We start from the raw sequence: 15904 nt of genomic DNA, 5'->3' as shown, positions 1-15904 counted from the left end.
CCGATGAAAATCCGTTTGTTCGTGTAAGCGTCACGGCACAATTTGAACGGAGAGCCAGTTTATGAACTTCAATTTCTCGCAACAAGGTAGGGAACATCAGATGACAGCACTTTTGGGAGGCGTGGCGATGACGATGAACGGCATCGCTCCATCGCCGGAACGGGCCGCCCAGCTCAACAAGCTCCTCGATCGCATCGCGGTGGGCGTCGGCGTCACCGTCGAGAAGGTCAAGAGCGTCCTGGCCGTCTACTCGGCCGGCAGCGCGCCCGCGCGCGCTGATCTCCTCGAAGCCAGCGCCGAGTGGCGAGCCCAAGTGCCGGTCCTGCGCCAGGCACCCCAGGCTGCGCACGAAGCCGACACCGGCAACGCTCCGCGAGGCTAATTGGTATGCGTGGGGCCGTTGCAACTCAAACCTCGGTGAGCCGGATGGGTCGGGTCCTGGCGCGCGTCGAGCAGCTGCCTGATGATCTCCGGGCTCTGTTCCACGCGACCATCGTGCGGGGTGAGCCGAAAGCCACGGCATGCGTGACCGCCCAGATCGACGGTGCGTCCTTCGATCAGCGCTATGCGCGGCTGTTGCGCGAGTTGAAGCGCGACCCCTCGCGCTTCGTAGTGCCGCAGGTCCCGCGCCTGCGTTTCCCCTTTCCCCCGAAGAAGCTGTAGGCGCAGGAGCTCATCATGACTAGGCCGTGTGTAGGTTGGGACAACCCCGTCGTGCTCGACGACATCGAGCTGTATCACTTCGCCACCGAGGGCGAGCGCAAGCTTGCCGCCAGCCTCATTCGATCGAGCATCGAGGACATGGTGCTGCTCCAGAAGGTCAATCGCGGCGAGCGCTTCCTCAACAGGAACCTCGCCGTCGAGGAGCTCGAGGTGGGCCGCGACTGGGTTGCAAGCAACAAGGGCATCCTCTCCTTCGAGGAATGCTGCAACATCTGCGCGCCGGACATGGACTGGCGCTCGGTGCAGCAGGCGATCCTGGTGGATCCGGCCGCGGCCCTCGAGCGCATCCGCAATCAGAACTCGACCATCGTCGACAACGAGGTCGCTCTGCCCCAGACCCAAGAGGAAATCGCTCGCGGCGACGACCCGGTCACAACTGGACGCCTGGCCATGAGCCTCATGCAAATGATCCAGGGTGACCTGGACTTCGGCCCCGAAGAAGAGGTCGCAAACCGTCCGATGGCCTTCTGATGGTCTCGGTCGAACGCCTTCTGATCAATCTCGCCGTCACCAACAAGGCCACGTTCATGGCAGGCGGCGTTTCCTACGCTGCGGCCGAGATCTTCGGCGGTAAGGAATTCTCTTTTATGCCGGCCGTCGTCGCGCAGGCCGTGCGTATCGCTCGCGAACTGAGCGTGGGGATCGAAAGCGACTTCGACATGGAGCTGGTGGGGGCGCAGGCCTTCCCGGCTGCCGACGGCTTCGAGTTCACCGTCTCGGTGCGCCCGCTGGGAGACGACGTCGGTGTCCTGCGCGGGCTCCTCTTCCAGCAAGCGGCAGACCGTCTGTTCGGTTGGAACGAAGACAAGGTTGTCGACCTCATGACGGTATTCGCGCGATTCAGGGAAGACGGCTACGAGCGCGAGCGCCAGTCCCTCGACAGCTATACCGCCGCTCTGGCCGCACGCGCCGAGGCCCTGCAACCCCAGACATCGATGGCCGAATGAACCCCACTTCCGACACCCCCAAGGCTGCGCCGGCTCCCGCATTCGGCTTCGGTGGCAACAAGTTCCTCAAGCACCAGCTCAAGACGGGCCGACTTCACACGAAGGGCTCTGGTACGACCGATACCGGGGCCGGCGCATATCCGGGCGGCGATGACGATTACGAGCCCGTGCAGGCAGCATCGGCTGCACCGGCCCCAGCACCAGCACCAGCAGCTTCCAATGCTGCACCCCCCCAGGCCGCACCCCGTCCGCCCGGATTTGGGTTTGGCCGCCCGGCGCAGGCGTCAGCGGAAGCGAGTGCTTCGGAGCGCGCGGCGGCACCGTCGCCTGCGAAGGCCCCAGCCCCAGCGGCTGCCGCTCCTGCTGCGACCCGTTCCGCGACTCCACCCGCCGCGGCTCGGCCCACCGGCTTTGCCCGCGCGCCAGCACCGGCTGCGGCTCCCCCTGCGCCTACGCACTCCGCCGCCCCTGCGCGTGTGACCGCACCAGCTCCGGCAGCAGGCTTTTCCGGGGCGGTTGCCTCGCAGCGCGTTGCAGGCAGCACCAAGGTTCACATCTCCACGGTCAAGCTGCTGACGCGGCTGCTCGGCGCAGTGGCTGCCCGCCCCGGGATCATGGCGGAAGAGCATGTGCGCAGCGAAACCCTGCGCGATCTGCACCGGCAGGCGCTCGAGTTGGGCACGTCGCTCGCTCAGCGCTGCGTGCTCGACGGCCCGGCACCCGATTGGCTGCGTGCGCAGGCGACCGACGCTGCGGCCAACACGATCTGCATGGCGTGGGAAGGCGGCATGAGCGCCGACAAGATCAAGGCTTTCAATGAGTCGCTCGCTGTGCAACTCGGCGCGATCGCCCAGGATGCAGAGGAGATCGCGGGCCGCGTGGGCTTCGACGGCTATGCGGTCGCGGACACCGTCGAGACTGCCCAGGCGCGCCTCTACGTTTCTGTCACCGCCGCGATCGGTCGGTTGAGCGTGCTGGGTGTCCCGCCGGTGCGCGCCGCCCAGTGCATCGCCGAGGTGGTCGACCACCTGCAGTCCACCGAGAACCACGCTGGACTGAAGCTCGACCTTCGCACGGCCTGGTTGCAAGGCAGCCTGGGCCGGTGCACCGATCTGATCGCCGCCATCCTACAGTCCCAGACGCTGGTGCCCGGCGGCGAGGACCGCCTCACATTCGCGCAGCGCCAAGCGCTGAGCCTCTTCCACGAAGTCGAAAACTATGCGCAGCAATTCATCAATCGCAAGCCCGCTGATCCCATCGAAGGCATTCCCGATGGGCAAGAGCCTGATCCTGGCTCTATGCCTGGCGCTCGGTAACCTCGGCATTGCACAGGCCGCAGTCGACTACTGCGGGCAGGCTACCTCGGCGAGCCAGGCAGCGCTGGACCGCGCAATCCAGCGCCAGAACACGGCCAACACGAGGCTGTCGAACGCGATCAATCAGGCCGCGAACTGCCAAAGCACGGTTACAGGCGCGATTGCGCGCGTGATCCCCACCATGGCGAACTCGACGGGTTCGTCGATCCTGGATCAGATGGTCAACCAGGCGTCGAGCCAGCTCACGAGCGCCGCCTGCTCGGCTCTCAATCAGGCAACCAGCCAGGTCACCGGCGCCATCAACAGCAACGTGAACTCCGGCCTCTACGGTGTCAACAGGGGCGTCAGGGACGCACTTGGCGGCGGCACGGCGGGCAACATCGGCAGCAGCGTTGTGGGCGCGGCCACGGGCAGCATCACCAACGGCATTCAGACGGGCGTGAACCAATCCGCCAACGCCGCGACTGGCTCGATCTGGGATCGGCTGTCGTGCTCAATCAGCGGCAAGTGCTGAGCATCATCGGAACCCGGTCGACATGAATCTTCGAGACATCTTCCTTCGTCGCCTTGCGCCAATGCTGGCGCTGGCGGCCATAGCGGGTGCGGCGCACGCGCAGATCCCCGTCACCGACGGCTTGCTGATCGCAACGGTGCAGCAGGCATCGCAGCAGATCACCCAGTCGATCGAGCGCGGTTTCCAAGACCAGACCGACACGCTATCCGACAAGATCGCAGACCTGAAAAGGGGCCTTGCCAATGCGATCTCTGGCGCTGCCGAGACCACGTCGAAAGCCTCCAGCGGTGCCGCAAAGGTCGTGAGCGAATCCGCGCAGCGCACGGCGTCCGAACAGGCCACGATCCGCGACGAGCAGCGCTTCAGCGGCATCGACCCCTGCAACGTCCTCGTGAGCACCATCGGCACCGCGGAAGCCAGTCGCGGCGGCGTAACCGCAACGGGCGGTGGCAGCGGAGGCGGCGGCCCGAAGCCGGCGCCTGGTGGCAGCGCCGGCATGAATGAAGTGCTCGACGTCGCCGAGAAGCGCAAGGCCGCCGGTCTTCCTGAAGTCGAGGCCGCGAAATCAGCCAAGGCAGCGTGCTCGACCTTCGCCAGCAGCGGTCTGCGCGCCGAAGCTTGCTCCGACTCAGGATTCACGGCTTCGAATTCCGCGGGCTACCCGGATGCGGACATCCGTGCATCGACCCTCTTCGACGGTCCACAAAAAGATGCGGACGGCACCAGGTTCACGCGTCGCCTGACGGTCGACATGGCTGGTGCCGAGGGGACGGCGCTGCGCGCGCTCATGCGCAACCTCGACCAGCCAGTGCAGCTGCAGGATCTGACCAAGGCGCAGCGCGCGACGGACGCGGGTCGCCAGTTCATGGCGCTGGAGAACGTGTTCGCAGCTCGCATGAGCGTGGCGAAATACCCGCAGGAGGCGCAAGCGAACCTGCTCGCGGCCAAGCCCGAGTTGATCGAGATGGTCAAGCAGATGCTCAAGTCCGAGGACGGTCCGTTCGTCCAGAAGTACCTGGACAACAACGTGCCGACCTGGTCGAGCAAGGGCATCTCGATGGCGGAACTGATCGCTCTCGAAACACAGCGCCGCTACATGAACCCCGACTGGCAGCTTCGACTGCTCGCGATGTCCGACACCGACATCGCGCGCGAGAACGTGCGCATGCAAGCCATGAACGCCTGGCTCCAGAGCCTCGCCTTGGACCGCCAGATCGTCGCATCGGTGATCGACTCGAACGCCGCCCAGGCCGCCATCCGTTCGGAAATGATGCCGCAGCTCGTTGCGGCGAACAAACGCGCCGTGAGCCGCTGACTTCAGGAATCAACCAAGAATGACCAGCCCCCAGACCTCGTGGTTTCCGGACCCGGCGCACAAGCCGCGCGCCAAGGACAACCTCGTCATCACCGACTTCGCAACGATGGAGCGCGGCGACGCCGCGTGTCTGATCGTCAAGGCGGAGCCGGGTATGCAGCCTCCGGTCAGCGCTCGCTGGCTGGCGTCCGCCCTCGAGCTGACGTTCCAGCAGCCGCCGGCACGGACGATGCTCTTTGTCGCGCCGAAATTCCGCACCAAGTGGGTCAACACGGTGGTCGTTGCGCTCTTCTCGGGGCCCGGCGACATCGTAAAGGGCCGCATCACTATCAACGACATGGTGCCTGTTCCGATCACGCGCTGATCCGCTGACTCGAAGTTTGGGCTCGCTGAGCGGCCTGCGGTGTAGCCGTGTGCGCACCGCAATCTTCCTCCAAGTCGCACCCGAACGCCACTGCTTCGCTGCGGTGGCGCCTTCGCGATTGCGCCGTTGCGCTCCGGCAATCCGAGCATCTGATGCAATGAAAAATTCCTTTGCGAAAAAACATTTCCGCAGCAAATTGAATCTGCGCGGATGATTTGAAGCATGCGAGCCATATCGTCCAAAAGTTTCAGCGCGAGAGAGCGTGCCTCATTGCAGAGCATGCTCGATGCGCCCGGGCGCGTGGAGATCCACGGCTCGGATCGCGCCTGGCGCGCGGGCGTGCTCGCGGCAATCATGTCGACCGCAGGCATGAGCTTCGGCCTTGCTCGCGCTGACACAGACCCGGCCTACCTCTCCCACATCGAAGCGCCCTCCGTTTCCTTCTTTGCCAAGAAGGCGGTCGTGCCGAATACGGACGCAGCCGCCGGTGAACTGATGCGCCGCGCCGGTGCGCAGGAGATCGCATCCACCGCTGTGAGCGTGAAGCCCACCGTGTACCCGTTCGCCTTTCCTGCAGGATTGACCGAGGACCAGGTGCACGACAAGGTCGTTCAGTTCGTTTTCAGCGGCCGGGTCATGGAGCCTGCCCTGGGTGGTCCGATCCGACTGCAGAACAACCTGGTGGCCGACGTTCCGAAGACGGAAACCCCAATTTCTTGGAGCTATGTCGCGAAGGAACAGGGTCGCACGGGCTGCACTTTCCTGATCAGCGACCAGCATGCGCCGGCCATCGCATCACTCGCGCGGGCCACAGGCCTGAGCACCGAAGCCGCCCTCGAATTCGCGGTCATGCACGAGAGCGCGCACTGTGCGCAGCAGGCTGAGACGGTGACCGCTGCCTACGACGTGATGAGGCACGGGCGCGTGCTTCCCGAGCGCATCGCATCGGGCATGCTCGGCGCCCAGGCCGAGGAGGCGATTGCCAACGGCAAGGAAGCGGAGGTGTTCATGAGCGGCCTGCTTTCCGGCCGCTCGAGCAGGCTGAGCGCCGAGCGCTTCGCCGATGCCTTCGCGATGATGGCCCTGATGGCGCAGAACCGCATCGACGGGCAGCAGATCGAGGGCCTGATCGCCTGGCGGCTGGGCGACGCCGCCACCCACAACACCGCCAGCTTCCTCGCGTTCGTGCGTGACCAGGTGCGCCGGGAGCCATCCTCGCTTGCGGCGATGCAGGCCACCTCCGCGCCGGGCTTCGATGCGCAGGCGATCGCGGCTTTCCTGCGGCCCCAGTGGAACGCATTCGAGAAGGCAGAGCTCGCCGCGCGCCGCGAGAGCAGCGAAGGTCTCAAGGACGTGCTGTTGTCTGGCATGAAGGCCCGCGACGCCGTGGCCGCTCAAACCGTTTCCCCGTCTGCGGCCACTCTCGGCCGCTCCGTTTCCTCATCCAACTAGAAGTCCCGCAATGGCTACTCAGAACCGCTTTTCTGCCGCACAGCGAGCGCAGCTCGAGGCGATGCTCGCCGAACCCGAAGTCGTCGAAGTGCACGGCAACGACACTGCCTGGAAGAGCGGCGTAGTCGGCGCCATCATGGCGACGGCTGCCATGAGCTTCGCGCCAGCGGCACATGCGGACAGTCCCAGCCTTTTCGAGCGCACGATCTCGAACGTGGTCTCCAGCGTCGCCACGAACGCGGTGACGACGGGCGTGCGCAATGTCATGAACGAGGGCGTCACTGCCGTCTCCCAGGGAACACGGGATCTCGTCAAGGGCACTCGCTCGGACGAGAGCGCAATGGCGGCCCAGAACGGCTACCCCGCGAGCCGCACAATCTTCAACACCGGCGGTAACCTGCGCACGACCACGCAGGCGAAGCCCTCGCTGGCGCAGGCGCTCGGCATCGGCCGCACAGAGGTGCCCCAGTCGACGACGGAGCTGGCCGAGGTCATGGTCCGCAACGACGTGGGCTCGATCGCCGCGACTTCGAAGCTGCGCCCTGTGCTGTTCCCGGTGGTCATCTCCCCGGGTGATGCATACAGCCAGTTCGACGAGGCCGCCAGGCGTGCTGCAGCCGCTGTGCCGCCGGCGGGCCAGGGTGGCCAGGGCCTGCTGCGAGACAGCATGATGCAAGCCAGGGTCAACGGTCCGACGGCCATGATGTACATGGGAGAGCAGCCGAGCACCTCTGCCTGTCTGATCGTGGTCCATGCCAGCCAGACGGACTTCGCGCAGCGGATGTCTCAGAAGACCGGCCTCTCGCCGAGGGAGTCGATGGACTTCGCGGTGCTCCACGAGGCAGCGCACTGCGCACAGCAGGGCGAAGCGATCGCTGCCGCGATGGATGCCCAGACCGGCCGCGCCGCACGGGCACGCCAGCGGATCTCGGTCTCCGGCCTGGTGGACGTCCATACCGAGAGCGCGATCAGGTCTGGCAATTTCGAGCGTATGAGCGACCCCCAGGTGGCCGACAAGTCCGTTCGGTCGTCGGAGCGCTATGCCGATGCCTTCGCCGCGCTGGCCATGAACGCCCAGCAGCCGCTCAACGGCCAGCAGTGGAACGGGATCGCCTCCTGGCGCATCAACGCTGGAGGCCACGACAGCTCGAACTTCATCAGGTGGGTGCAGGACCAGGTGCAGCGGGACCCCAGAGCTCGCGAGGCCATGCGGTCGACCGAAGGTGGGGGCTACAACGCCCAGGCCATCGCCAGCTTCCTGAAGCCGGTCTGGAAGACATTCGAGGCTCGCGAGATGGAGCTCGAGCAGAACCGCCAGTTCGCCAACCAGTCGACGCATCCTGCTGAGCGCGCCGGGCAGGTCCCGGCGGAGCGGGTGAGCCTGGCTGCGCAGTTCGGGATCCGTCCTGCCGGCGAGGCCAGCGGCGTTCCTCAGCGCAGTGATCCGCGCGGCTACACCGACGAGGACATGCAGCAACTGCAGAGCGGTGCGCCACGGCTACGATAGGGCCGGGGGCGAGTCGAGCAGAAATCCCGCAACGATCACGCCCGTTCCAGTACAGTGTCCCATGACCGCTACCGCCCAACGCTTCACCGACCAAGAACGCATCGCCCTCGAACTCATGCTCGATGCGCCTGAGGCCGTGGAGTTCCATGGCACGGACATGACCTGGCAGAAGGCGCTGTGTCAGGTAATCGCGCCCGCCCGGGCCAAGCCGTCTCTGAAGGACGTGCTGATGGCGGGTGGAGCACAGGCTCCTAAAGCTGACGCGCCCCGCGGGTAGTCCCGGCACTGGACGCAGCAAAGCGTCTCGAACTTGGCTGCTTGTTACCGCCTACGGTTCTCGCAGTTCATGTAGTCGATCATTTCGTTGTGGTACCGCACCAATTGGCGCTTGTACTCCACCAACTCTTCGATCTGGGTGTTTGCCTCCGCCATAGCGGACTTGACGCTATTGGTGAACTGCTGAGCTTGAAAGGAGTCGCAACCGCTGATGCATATCGGTGCTTGGGGCGTTGAGCTGTAGTTTGACGGCGTCACCGGTGGACTGGGTGCCATGCAGAAGGCAAAGCTTTGGCTGCCCAACGTCGTGAGGGCGGCAAGGGAAAGAAAACGCTTTATCGGCCGGGGTAAGGTCATGATTCGCATGGTGTTTGGTCTAAGTACCTTGGTTTGTAGCTTCGGTGAGATGCAATTCGGACCGACCTGCCTTAAAGCCATCCAAGGAATTCACACTTGGCCAATTTCTTTGCCGGCGGACGTCGCAGGCACACGACGAGACCGTTTAGGCGCCCAGCTCGCGCAGTTCGCGGATGTAGTCCGCCGTCGAGATCTCGCCGCTCGCACGCTGGGCCTGCAGCTCGGCGCGCACCTGTTGCCGGCGATAGATTTCGAAGAGTTCCGCATGCGAGAGGAGGGCGTCACGTGCGAGGAGCCATTCAGGCGTGCCCTCGGCGGCGCGCTGGGGCGGCATTGTGTTGTCCAGGGCGTCCAGATCCTTCTGCAGGCGTAGCTCGGCTGGATCGTCCAGGTCTAGCAACCCGACGATCTCGTCGCGTACCTGGAGCGCCACCTCGGGTGCTGCGCGGACGGCATCGCGAAGCTTGGCCACGATCGAGCTTTCCGCAGCGGTGAGCAGCGGTGCCCGCGTCGGGGTCGTGACGGCGGGTCGGCGGTAGCCGAAGGACTGGAAGGACTGGCTGCCAGCGGGACCAGGCTGAGCACGCCCGGCCTCGCCACCGGTGAGCACCTGCTGGAACATCTTCCAGTATTCCTTCGCCAGCGTCTGGTCGGCGCTCATCAGCTTCAGGATCTGCTGGAAACGCTGCTGGAAGCGGGCGCGTTGCTCAGGCGAATTCGCGCCGCCGCACTCCTCGATCAGCTGGTCGCGCAAGAAAAACGAGAGCGATTTAGCTGAGCCTTCTACGAGCTGGTCGAAGGCGTCCCGCCCATGGCTGCGGACATAGTCGTCGGGGTCCTGACCGTCAGGAAGTGTCAGGATGCGAATGTCGTGGGTCGCCCGCACCAGCGGCAGCACGGTCTCTGCGGCCTTGCGGGCAGCCTTCTGGCCAGCGGCGTCACCGTCGAAGACGAAGATCACGCATTCGGTGAAGCGCAGGAGCGTCTGCAGCTGGCTCTCCGTCATGGCCGTACCCATGGACGCCACAGCGTTCTCAACGCCGTACTGCGCCAGCATGACGACGTCCATGTAGCCCTCCACCACGTGCACGCGCTTGGCCTTGCGGATCGCCTCCCGCGCCTCGAACAGGCCGTACAGGACGTGGCTCTTGTGAAAGATCGGCGTCTCGGCGCTGTTCAGGTACTTGGCGCCCGAACTGTCCTCGATGAGCCTGCGCCCGCCGAAGGCGACGATCTTCCCGGCCGTGTCCCGCACCGGGAAGATCAGCCGGGCGCGGAAGGTGTCGTAGTAGGAGACGGGCTGCGCCGCCGGCGCCGGCGCAGCGGCTGGTGCCATGCTCATCGGGCGCGCGGCGCTCGGGAATCCAAAAGGCTTGCGCACCGGCGCGACAGGCGCGGGAGCCGTGGCGGGCGTTGTGCTGGCCTCGCGCTCCTCGCGCGCCCGAATCAGGTCGACCGCCGCGAGCGTGGTGGCGGCGTCAGGCTGGCCGGGGGCGAACGTCTCGCGCGGCCAGTCCAGTTCCTTCAGCGTGTCCCAGCCCTCCGGCGCCAGGCCGATGCGGAACCGATCGATGGTGGTCTTGTGGATGCCGCGCTTCGTGTGCACATAGCGGGCACTGTCCGCCTGAAACCCGGAGGCGTCGGGCCGGGCTCGGATCAGGTCAAGAGCGCCAGCAAGCTCGCTGGAGTAGCGATTCGCTGCGATGTCCATCACCAGGTGCATCGCCTTCTTCACATCGGGCGGCGGGCGGCGAACGACCGGCGCATGCGGGTCTGGTGCGGGGATCGCGACACCTGCCGCCTGGGCCATGTCCTCGATCGTCTCGCGGAAGGACATGCCCTCCATTTCCATCAGGAACTGCACGGCGTCTCCGTGAGCACCGCAGCCGAAGCAGTGGTAGCTCTGGCGCGACGGCGTGACGGTGAACGAGGGCGAGCGCTCGGTGTGGAAAGGGCACAGGCCCTTGAACAGCGCTCCGCCGGCGCGCTTCAACTCGACGTGTCGTCCAACGGCTTCAACGATGTCGACGCGCTGCTTGATCTGGTCGATCACCGACCCGTCGATGTTGCGGCTGCCGCCTGGCCCGGTGGCCTGTTGCCGCTCGGGCGCCTCGTTGCTCAGCATCCCATTCCTCAGCGCGTCACTTGCGAGTAGACCGCCTGGTGGTGGACGATGTCAGATGGGGCCAGCACGCGGCCGGCGAAGTTCTTCCCGTCGAAGATCCAGCGGGCGCCGTCGAGGCTCTCGATGAAGTCATGGATTGGACGATTGAAGAGCGTGCCGATGCGCGGGCCCGCGCGGCGGGTGCGCAGATTGGCAAACACGGTCGCGGCGGAGCGCAATCGCTCATTCGTGTCAGCCACCACGACGCTCTCCCGCGAGCGGCTGATCGGCCTCAGACAGGGCCGCGTCGGCTTCCAGCTCGAGTTCCGGTGCATGGACGGCGATACCGGCAGCGCGCGCCGCAGCGATGATGGGCTCGATGCCGGCCAGCGCGATCTCATGTAGCGCCTTGTTCCTCGCGAACGCCGTCTCGCCCTCTGGCACGAGCGAATGCTCCACCGGGTCGAACTCTCCCTCGAATCCGAGGTCCACCTCGGTCACTCCGATCGCTGCGGCTTCCTGGAGGTCCGTCAGCATCGAATGCTGGCGCAGGAGCACGCGTGCGCTATCCGACTCGCCGTCGGGGTAGGGCAGCGATCCGTCGTTCCGAAAGGCGAAGCCGTCGTCGATCGAGGCCATTCGCGTTGCGATCAACTGGCGCAGGGCATCGAGGGCAGTAGTGGAGGTCGTTTGCATGAGGCTGATTCCTTCTTGCGTATCAGTCTACTGACGCGGATCTCTTTTGCGCTAGGGCATATGCGTGAAACAATTCACTAGAGGTCAGGACTAGGCCGGCGATGAGCAACTAAGTTCGCATACGCCTGCATGGGGGGGCTGCGTGTCGGCGAGAGGGATCGGCGAGAGTCATCGGCCACAATGGACAACCCCGGCCCAGCGTGCGGTGCGCGTCGGAAGCGCTCGTGCGCTCCGCTGTGCCGCCCGGCAGGCCTCCAACTATCCACGTTCATCTTAGGAGTCACACATGAACAAGGCCGAGCTCATCGCCGCAATCGCCGCCGACACCGACCTCTCAAAGGCCGACGCCGGCCGCGCGCTCGATTCCGCGCTCGAGCAACTGGCTACTGCGCTGAGCAAAGGCGAGGGCGTCCAACTTCTTGGCTTCGGCAACTTCTCGATCTCCGACCGAGCCGAGCGCGCGGGCCGTAACCCGTCGACCGGCGAGGCAATCACGATCAAGGCGACTAAAGCGGTGAAGTTCACGGCGGGCAAGGCGCTCAAGGATGCAGTGAACTCTGCGGGCTGATGAGACCTGCCTACGGTCGCGCGTGCTCAACGCACGCCGTGGATCCTTCCAACAACCCGAGTAGATCCAGGTCCTCACCTTCGTCGGCGACGATCCCGATGCGGGCGGCCGCCATCGCGCCAGGGTCATAGCCGGCAAGGCGATCCACCGCGCAATCCAGGCCGCGAGCCAGAAAGTGCTCGACCGGCTCTCGGAAGCCGAGGTATTCCACCTGGTGGCCGTCCTCCGGCACGACGAATCCCGCCTCCGGGCATGCCGGCACCCCCAGAGATCGGGCCACGGCCAGGGACGCGGCGTTCGTAGCGCGCGCCTGGGTGTTCACGAACGTCGGGAGCGGCGCGCCGGCGAGCACCTGGTGGGCCATGCATTCCGCCACGGCGCAGTAGGCCAGCAAGCGGCCCAGCCCGGCGCCGCGGTGACCAGATCCGACGCCGTAGCTGACGTTGATGCCGCGGCAGCCGCCCTTGGAGCGGATCGGTCCAGCCCAACCGCTTCCGACCATGCGGGCGGCGCATGAACGTCGCGAGGCGCTGAGCTCCGGAAGGAAAGCGTCGACACGAGCGAGCATGCCAGCATAGTTCCAACTCACCCGAGCCATGACTGCTCCGATATTCGGCCCGATCAGGTCCGTGTAGGCAGCCCAATCCACAGCGGCGGCGTCTCTGGCGAAGGGCAGATCGAAGGTGCAGTACTTCGCCAACGCCTCCGTTGCGCCCGACGAAGCATCAATGAGAGGAGGCCTCATCGGGCTCAGCCCTTCGGCCGATCCTCTTCGGAGCCGGCGTCCTCGATGTTGCTCAGCGTCTCGGGCAGGTTCACGTTGACGCGCTCCACCAGCGTCGTGTTCCGGGCGGGAAGCTTCGTCGCGGCGATCTTGCGCAGCTCGGCGTCGTCGCCGTAGATCCAGAGGCCTTCGCGCGCGCGGCTGGCGCCCGTCAGGAACATGTTCGCGTTCATGAAGGATGCCTGGCCGGGCGTCATGACCAGCATCACGTCCTTGTATTCGCTGCCCTGGGCCATGTGCACGGTCGCTGCGTAGCTGTGCTGCAGATCCTTGAGCGAGTCGCCCGGAAACTGGATGAAGCGTCCGTCGTCGAGCTTGATGACCACGTACTGCGGGCCGCGGTGCTTCGGATCGTTGTGGGGCTGGAAGCGGATGATCGTTCCGGTATCGCCGTTGACCACTCGGATGTCCATCCCTTCCTCGTCCTCGCCGAGCGTCATGTTGTCTCGGATCACGATCCGGTCGTTCACATGCAGGGAGGCGGTGCCGGGGATCTTGATGGCGTGCGGATTCAGCAGGTCGCGCAGACGGGCATTCGCATAGTCGGTGCACCAGGACGGCTCGTCTGCCGCGCCGTTGCGACGCGACATGAGCAGCACCACGTTCTCGATGCCGTTGGCCTGCGCGCGCTCGACGTACTTGCCGGCGACGGTCTCGAAGTAGCTCTCTGCCGACGGCAAGCTGTGGGAGAACGCGACGCCCGGACCATCCTCGCAGGCGAGCGAGTACTGGCGGATCTGGTTCACTGTCTCCAGAATCGCCCCGGAGTTGCGCTTCGTGGCGGTCAGGTGGTGGTGGTCCACGCCGGGCAGGCGGATGATGTCGCTGAGCACGCGGCCGGCGCCGATGGAAGGCAGCTGGCCTGCCAGTCCGTCGACACCAGGGTCTCCCAGAATGATCAGGTGCGCATCCGGCCGCAGGGCAGCGGTAGCCGCTTCGAAGAGGGACAGGGTCGGCATCGTGCCTTCGTCGACCACGAGGATCTGGCAGCCGAGGGGGCTGTTCCGGTTGACCATGAACCCGCCCTCGGGGCTGCCCTTCAGCAGCGAGTGCAGAGTTGAGGCCGAATAGCCGTTCCGCTCGACGCGCGCGGACAGGACCTTGGCGGCCTTGCCTGTCGGAGCGGCGAACGCCCAGTCCTTGTGGGACATCATGGCGCTGAAGACTTCCATGATCGCGGTCTTGCCGCAGCCGGGACCGGCTGTGACGACGTGCAGGCGCGATTCGCTGGTGGCGATGCCGTAGAGGGCCTTCATCTGGTCCTCGTCGAGCTCGTAGCCGAGCAGGCGCTGGCTCACCTCGATTGCCTTCGTGCGGAACTGCTCGTAGGTGCGCCTGCGCAGCAGGGGCTTGGCCGACACGAGCATGCCGTGCAGGTCCTCGGCCAGGCGGACCTCGGCCTCGTAGAGCTTGGCCGGGTAGATCCGGCGATTGCCTCGCTCGTCTTCCTCGATGCGCAGGTTGCCGCTCTCGGTGGCGTACTCGATCAGCGTCTCCAGCGAGATCATCGGCTCGGTCTTTGCCAGGCGGTTGCGCAGCTGCGGCTCGCCCACGAAGACGTGGCCGGCCGAGTCGCATTCCTCCATCACGAGGAAAGAGGCGAGGGCGGTCAGGCGCACCGGAGCGTCGCGGGGGATGTTCAACGCCTTGCCGATCGCATCGGCGCTGCGGAAGCCGTAGCCCGGGATCGTGCGCATGGGGCTGTACGGATCCTTTGCGAGGAGCGCCGTGGCGACCTCGGTAATCGGCCGGGTTTCGTCCTTGAGCGCCTTCGCCTGCGAGCAAAGCGTCATCGCCAGGAGCTTCATTGCGGCGGCCTTCAGCTCCCGCAGCGCGCCGAACTTGGTGGCGAGCATGCGTTCGATGTAGGGGATCTCGGGAGAGTCGGCGAGCGTGGCGGGGTTGTCCGAATCGGCAGGAGGCGCGTTCTTGTCCCCGAAGCTCGTCTTCCGGTTGGAAACCGATTCGAAAGTGACGGTCCAGGGCTCGTTGACGAGCTTCAGGCGCAGGGCCTCAAGGCCTTCGTCGCCGCCTTCGTCCTTGACCTTCGTGAGGTACTTCTCGGCGAGCTTCTTGCCAATGCCGGTGAAATTTGCGGCGATGAAGCGCGCCATGGAGGGCACGTCGGGCTGGATGTGCGGCTCGAAGCTCACGACATCGAGCTGCACGCCGTGGCTGGGATGAACCTTCATGCGACCGGTCAGGGCGTACTCGAGACCTTCCTTCAGGTGCGCCACGGCCGAGCCGGTGATCTTCAGGGATTCGCGCTCCTGTGTGTCCATGGAGCCGACCGCCCAGTCGCCGTAGATGGCGACGCTCTTGACGATGCCCACGTGGGTCTCGTCGGGGGAAGGCTTGGCCATACCGCCGAAGCCAAGCGGAAGGGCGGACTCCCCCGCGACCGCCTTGAAGCCGAAACCGAGTCCCTTCGGCACGGGAGCGGCGGGAGGAGGTGGGGTCAGATCTTCCAGTTCTTCCTGAGCAGGCGCAGGCGCAGGCGCAGGCGCAGGCGCAGGCGCGGGCGCGGGCGCAGGCGCCTGTGCCGGGGCTGAGGCTGGGACTTGAGCCGGTGCCGCCGTCGGAGCGAGCGCTTCCGGGGCGGGAGCCGGAGCAAGTGCGGTGGCCGCGGCCACGGCTGGCGCGCGGCCGACCGAGAAGGAGCGGAATCGGAAAGGGGTAGGTGCCGCGGCGGCCGATGGTGCTGTGGCAACTGCAGGGACGGAAGCTGGGGCAGGAACGGGCGGGACCGGGGCATGGGCGACGGAGGGCCCTGCGGGTGTACCAGCCGCGCCAGGGAACCGAAGCCCCAGCGGTCGGGCGGCAGACGCAACGGCCGTCGCCGGCGCTGGAACTGCCGCGCGGGCCGAAGCGGGTACCGGAGCCGCACCCGGAGCCGGCGCGGAGGCGGTGGCGCGCGTGAGCCGACGAAACGGTGCGAAGCGCAGAACGGCAGGCGCCGGGGCCGGCGCCCGGGCTGGTGC

At 65.9% G+C, this 15904-nt stretch carries 18 protein-coding genes; 12 read left to right on the top strand and 6 right to left on the bottom strand.

Annotated features, from left to right (window positions below; genetic code table 11):
- The first annotated feature begins 100 nt into the window (after window positions 1-100).
- From APY03_RS34990 to APY03_RS34940, 11 genes are all read left to right on the top strand, one after another.
- Window positions 101-382: a hypothetical protein gene (locus APY03_RS34990; protein ID WP_146039641.1), complete on the top strand. Its 282-nt coding sequence runs from the start codon at window positions 101-103 to the stop codon at window positions 380-382.
- A gap of 44 nt (window positions 383-426) precedes the next feature.
- Complete coding sequence (locus tag APY03_RS34985; RefSeq protein WP_068684659.1) at window positions 427-663, top strand: hypothetical protein; 237 nt, start codon at window positions 427-429, stop codon at window positions 661-663.
- Between the two features lie 15 nt (window positions 664-678).
- Window positions 679-1194 carry a hypothetical protein gene (locus tag APY03_RS34980; protein WP_146039640.1) on the top strand — a complete coding sequence of 172 codons (516 nt, stop codon included), beginning with the start codon at window positions 679-681 and terminating at the stop codon, window positions 1192-1194.
- Entirely contained in the window at window positions 1194-1670 is a 477-nt protein-coding gene (locus APY03_RS34975) for a hypothetical protein (protein WP_068684650.1), read from the top strand. Before APY03_RS34980 ends, APY03_RS34975 begins: the two co-directional genes overlap by 1 nt.
- Window positions 1671-2146: 476 nt before the next feature.
- Window positions 2147-2986: a hypothetical protein gene (locus APY03_RS34970; RefSeq protein ID WP_068684649.1), complete on the top strand. Its 840-nt coding sequence runs from the start codon at window positions 2147-2149 to the stop codon at window positions 2984-2986.
- Complete coding sequence (locus tag APY03_RS34965; protein WP_068684647.1) at window positions 2943-3500, top strand: hypothetical protein; 558 nt, start codon at window positions 2943-2945, stop codon at window positions 3498-3500. Before APY03_RS34970 ends, APY03_RS34965 begins: the two co-directional genes overlap by 44 nt.
- 22 nt (window positions 3501-3522) lie before the next feature.
- On the top strand, window positions 3523-4815 hold the full coding sequence (locus APY03_RS34960; protein WP_146039639.1) for a hypothetical protein: 1293 nt from the start codon (window positions 3523-3525) through the stop codon (window positions 4813-4815).
- A gap of 19 nt (window positions 4816-4834) precedes the next feature.
- Window positions 4835-5179, top strand: a complete 345-nt coding sequence (locus tag APY03_RS34955) for a hypothetical protein (protein WP_068684643.1) — start codon at window positions 4835-4837, stop codon at window positions 5177-5179.
- Window positions 5180-5449: 270 nt separating this feature from the next.
- A complete protein-coding gene (locus tag APY03_RS34950; RefSeq protein ID WP_232324523.1) occupies window positions 5450-6631 on the top strand; it encodes a hypothetical protein in 1182 nt (393 codons plus the stop codon).
- A 10-nt stretch (window positions 6632-6641) separates the two neighbouring features.
- Complete coding sequence (locus APY03_RS34945; RefSeq protein ID WP_068684639.1) at window positions 6642-8138, top strand: hypothetical protein; 1497 nt, start codon at window positions 6642-6644, stop codon at window positions 8136-8138.
- Between the two features lie 61 nt (window positions 8139-8199).
- A complete protein-coding gene (locus APY03_RS34940) occupies window positions 8200-8415 on the top strand; it encodes a hypothetical protein (RefSeq protein WP_068684637.1) in 216 nt (71 codons plus the stop codon).
- Window positions 8416-8459: 44 nt separating this feature from the next.
- On the opposite strand, the gene APY03_RS42070 is transcribed toward APY03_RS34940, so the two are convergent.
- From APY03_RS42070 to APY03_RS34925, 4 genes are all read right to left on the bottom strand, one after another.
- Window positions 8460-8780: a hypothetical protein gene (locus APY03_RS42070; RefSeq protein WP_102905997.1), complete on the bottom strand. Its 321-nt coding sequence runs from the start codon at window positions 8778-8780 to the stop codon at window positions 8460-8462.
- 136 nt (window positions 8781-8916) lie between these two features.
- Window positions 8917-10896 carry a DNA primase gene (locus APY03_RS34935; protein ID WP_068684635.1) on the bottom strand — a complete coding sequence of 660 codons (1980 nt, stop codon included), beginning with the start codon at window positions 10894-10896 and terminating at the stop codon, window positions 8917-8919.
- 8 nt (window positions 10897-10904) lie between these two features.
- Window positions 10905-11135, bottom strand: a complete 231-nt coding sequence (locus APY03_RS34930; RefSeq protein ID WP_146039638.1) for a hypothetical protein — start codon at window positions 11133-11135, stop codon at window positions 10905-10907.
- Window positions 11128-11571 (bottom strand): hypothetical protein, encoded by a 444-nt coding sequence (locus tag APY03_RS34925; RefSeq protein WP_068684631.1) that lies wholly within the window; start codon window positions 11569-11571, stop codon window positions 11128-11130. The genes APY03_RS34930 and APY03_RS34925 overlap by 8 nt, the downstream gene beginning before the upstream one ends.
- Before the next feature lie 286 nt (window positions 11572-11857).
- On the opposite strand from APY03_RS34925, the gene APY03_RS34920 reads away from it, so the two are divergent.
- On the top strand, window positions 11858-12139 hold the full coding sequence (locus tag APY03_RS34920) for an HU family DNA-binding protein (RefSeq protein ID WP_068684629.1): 282 nt from the start codon (window positions 11858-11860) through the stop codon (window positions 12137-12139).
- A gap of 10 nt (window positions 12140-12149) precedes the next feature.
- Here the strand turns inward: APY03_RS34920 and APY03_RS34915 are convergent, their stop codons facing one another.
- Both APY03_RS34915 and APY03_RS34910 read right to left on the bottom strand, forming a co-directional pair.
- Window positions 12150-12839: a hypothetical protein gene (locus tag APY03_RS34915; RefSeq protein WP_146039637.1), complete on the bottom strand. Its 690-nt coding sequence runs from the start codon at window positions 12837-12839 to the stop codon at window positions 12150-12152.
- Between the two features lie 50 nt (window positions 12840-12889).
- The gene (locus APY03_RS34910; protein ID WP_146039636.1) at window positions 12890-15286 is read right to left on the bottom strand and encodes an ATP-dependent DNA helicase; all 2397 of its coding nucleotides are present in this window, start codon (window positions 15284-15286) and stop codon (window positions 12890-12892) included.
- Between the last annotated feature and the right edge of the window lie 618 nt (window positions 15287-15904).

It is taken from the genome of Variovorax sp. WDL1 (assembly GCF_001541225.1).
In the GTDB taxonomy this organism is placed as follows: Bacteria; Pseudomonadota; Gammaproteobacteria; order Burkholderiales; family Burkholderiaceae_C; genus Variovorax.
This window is presented reverse-complemented; position numbering and strand designations above follow the sequence as displayed.